Genomic DNA, 3,370 nt, shown 5'->3' with positions numbered 1-3,370 from the left:
CTATCTGATTATTAGCTTCAAGAAACAGATAGTTTTCCTCGCTCTCATAACCAGCATCTGCAGTTATGTTCTTATAATTGTTAATACACAGGCAAATAAAAAATTATTCAGTAATGCTCCACACTTCCCTATTACAGATGATTTGTCGGTAATGTATTACTTACAGATTGAACGTGGTGCTCCTGCAACTATTACTAATCAGATGTTAGACATATGGGGAATAGATAAAAATGATGCCGTAAATAAATTGTGGGATTATGCTTATAAGAATACTATGGAACAAAATACACCAGAATTTTTTAATATAGCAGAAAAGTTATACCCTTATATGGATAAAGATGATTTTGATACAAGCCTTTATGTGCTATCTAATAAAGACAGAACATTCGGGGTATCTTTATTGCTTTACGATAACACAGACATTTTAAAGGATTGTTTAAATAAGGTGAAGGATTAAACTGGTAATAATTGTAAAGGGCTATATGTTTTACCAAGCAGCATACACGAACTTATATTAGTTCCTGATAATGGTGATATGAATAAAAATTATATGATGCAGATGGTGCGTGAAGTTAATTCAACAGAAGTCAGACCAGATGAAATATAATGGTAAGAAATAATTGACGTTTAGCACTATGTGAGTTAGTCTAGTGGTAGACAATTACTTCTTTGTATCACGCAAATCTAATTTCCGAAATTCTTCATAAAAAAGGAAATATAATTTTTCAAAAAGAAGCAAGGTGAAAAGAAGAAAATGAATTTATTTAATGCAAAACTGTGGAAAAGAAAGTGAAAAAATAAATTCCATTTTGGGGGCTAAAAAATGGAAAAATAGTTTTCTCTGATACAAAAGCCTGTTTAGAACATATATCAATTAAGAACCTTAAATATATCGTCCTGTTTTGGATATTGTAAAACTATGAGTGATTTATATGACAGAAAGAAGGTTAAATATGATAATTGAAAAGGAATATTTTGATTCAGAAGAAGTCAGGAAAGCGAATGCCATGAATGATAAGACGATGGCACCACTAAGAAGAATACGTCTTGCGACAACGGACAGTAACAAATATTATGCCAAAGCCGTATTTGTAGCCAATAAAGAAAATATAATTACCGGTGAGCTTCTTTACAGACCAGATTTTCAGGAGTCAGAAGAGGAAGTGGCATTCAGTGAGGTTGTTGTTAAGCAGACAGCAGATGTGGAAGAATATTTCAAGAATCTTATAAGGTTTGAAGGCTATAAAGTGATTCCGGAAGAATATGAAGAGAGTGATATGCTTATGCATTATGATGAGCTGAGCATACAGGCTAATAAGCTTTTGTTTCTTGAGAGCAGGGGGGAGTAGATATGACAGATACGCAGAATGAGGTGTTTAAGTCACCAGTAAACAAGATAAGGCTGTTTGAGCATGGGGCTCCGGGTTCGCAGAACCTTAAGCTTACAAGAAAATATTACACTGAAGATATGCCTGATGGAAGAGTAAAGCATATAGTGCAGAACATTACAGATCCGGATATTGTTCCTTATATACCTGATGGTATTGGTAACAGTACAGACAGACAAAGGATTCCGGCAGTATTGATTATTCCAGGAGGTGCGTTCAGACGCCTTGTATACAACTTTGAAGGTGAAGATGTTGCAAAGTGGCTTAATAGTATGGGAATAGCTGCATTTGTTCTTGAATGCAGACTTCCATCAGATGAACATGATAATGCAGAGGATGTCCCACTTATAGATGCTATGCGCGCAATGAGAGTTATAAGAGGAAGGGCACAGGAATTCGGTATAGATGAAGCTAAGATAGGCGTTATGGGCTTTTCAGCAGGAGGCTTTATGGCAGCGTTATTATCAACAGCGTATGAAAGTGATGTGTATGCGGATTATAAGTATAAGGATGAATATGATAAACTATCAGCAAGACCAGATTTTGCTGTTTGTTCATATCCGGTTATAAGTATTGACGATTGTATTGAAGCAGGCAAAAGATATATGTCTGAGGAACAGGTGCTTGAGAGAATCAGTGACAGTAAGGCAAAGATACTGCATAAGTATAATCCGGATAAGCTTGTAAGACCGGATATGCCGCCAGTATTTATATGTGAAACGGATGATGACAGAACAACATTGTCTGAGAACAGTGTGGGCTTTTATATGGCAGCAAGAAAAGCCGGTGTAAGTGCTGAACTTCATATATTCAGAACAGGTGGCCATGGTTATGGCTGTGGTGATGATTTTGCACAGACTGGTGAGTGGAAAGTACTTTTTACAAAGTGGATTAAGAGTATTGGAATTATTAGTTGAGATGGATCTTGTAAGTGAAGTTCTTACATATAGAAAAAGCAAGGGTGAAGAAGCTTACGCAGCTATAATAAACAGACTTGACCGTCCTGTATCAGGGCTTGTGCTTATGGCTAAGAATAAAAAGGAAGCAGCAAGATTGTCTTTACTTATTCAAAAAGGAACACTATGTAAACATTACCAGGTGCTTGTATGTGGAAAACCAGATTCTGATGAGGGCGAACTTGTGGATAATCTTATAAAAGATGCAAAGAATAATGAATCATCGGTAGTTTCAAAAGGAACGGCGGGTTCTAAGGAAGCAATACTTAAGTACAGGCTTCTTTCTTATGATGAAGAAGCAGACATATCAAGGCTGGATATTCATCTTATAACAGGCAGACATCATCAGATACGTGTCCAGCTTGCTTCAAGAAACATGCCGGTTGCTGGTGATGGAAAGTATGGTGGAAATATGGCAGTCCAGGTAGCTGAAAGGATAAAAGGCATACGTATTAAGCGTGGCTGCATAGCGTTATGTGCGGTTAGTCTTAAGGTTGATGGCAAGTTATACGAAGTGAAACCAGGATTTTAGATATAGGTATAAGATGGGGCTGTCGCACTAAGAAATTAGTGCGGTGCCCCTTCTTTTATGTTAAGGCGGTATATAACCTAAAAAAATAAATCCCAGGCTTCGAAAAACCTGGGATTTATGGTAAAATATTAGTATGCTATTACATAATAAATTACAAAAAGATTATACGTTAAATCAGAGTGGATATCAACTAAAACTTCCACTCAAATTAGAAACAATTATTCCTAAGAATGATTCTGTGCGGTTACTTAGTCAGTTTGTAGAGGAGATGGATTTGACTGATCTATATTCTACTTATGATAGAATAAATTCTTTATCGCCAAGAACACTTTTGAAGATTGTTTTATACTCTTACATGAATGGCGATTATTCATTCCGTTCTATGGAATTAAACTGCAAAAGAGATATCAATTTCATGTTTCTTTTAGAAGGGCATTCTGCACCTGACCATGCAACACTTGCACGATTCAGAAGCATTCATTTTGCCCCTTGTT

General features: G+C 36.2%; 4 protein-coding genes and 1 pseudogene. All 5 read left to right on the top strand.

The features are described 5' to 3' along the window. Window positions 1-46 precede the first annotated feature (46 nt). Window positions 47-607, top strand: a pseudogene (locus tag BM157_RS12785) (DUF5688 family protein). Between the two features lie 346 nt (window positions 608-953). Beyond that, window positions 954-1,349 (top strand): hypothetical protein, encoded by a 396-nt coding sequence (locus tag BM157_RS12780; protein ID WP_242854085.1) that lies wholly within the window; start codon window positions 954-956, stop codon window positions 1,347-1,349. A gap of 2 nt (window positions 1,350-1,351) precedes the next feature. Next, window positions 1,352-2,305, top strand: a complete 954-nt coding sequence (locus BM157_RS12775; protein ID WP_055306193.1) for an alpha/beta hydrolase — start codon at window positions 1,352-1,354, stop codon at window positions 2,303-2,305. Next, entirely contained in the window at window positions 2,289-2,876 is a 588-nt protein-coding gene (locus tag BM157_RS12770; protein ID WP_055306192.1) for an RluA family pseudouridine synthase, read from the top strand. The genes BM157_RS12775 and BM157_RS12770 overlap by 17 nt, the downstream gene beginning before the upstream one ends. Before the next feature lie 133 nt (window positions 2,877-3,009). Then, window positions 3,010-3,370, top strand: a 361-nt coding sequence (locus tag BM157_RS13340; protein ID WP_456361702.1) for a transposase, incomplete at its 3' end; no start/stop codon positions are given.

Source organism: [Lactobacillus] rogosae (assembly GCA_900112995.1).
Classification (GTDB): Bacteria; Bacillota; Clostridia; order Lachnospirales; family Lachnospiraceae; genus Lachnospira; species Lachnospira rogosae.
This window is presented reverse-complemented; position numbering and strand designations above follow the sequence as displayed.

Bases quoted from the DNA above. Each gene is read 5' to 3' on its own strand.
- BM157_RS12780 (WP_242854085.1), top strand. From the start codon at position 954: ATGATAATTGAAAAGGAATATTTTGATTCAGAAGAAGTCAGGAAAGCG.
- BM157_RS12775 (WP_055306193.1), top strand. From the start codon at position 1,352: ATGACAGATACGCAGAATGAGGTGTTTAAGTCACCAGTAAACAAGATA.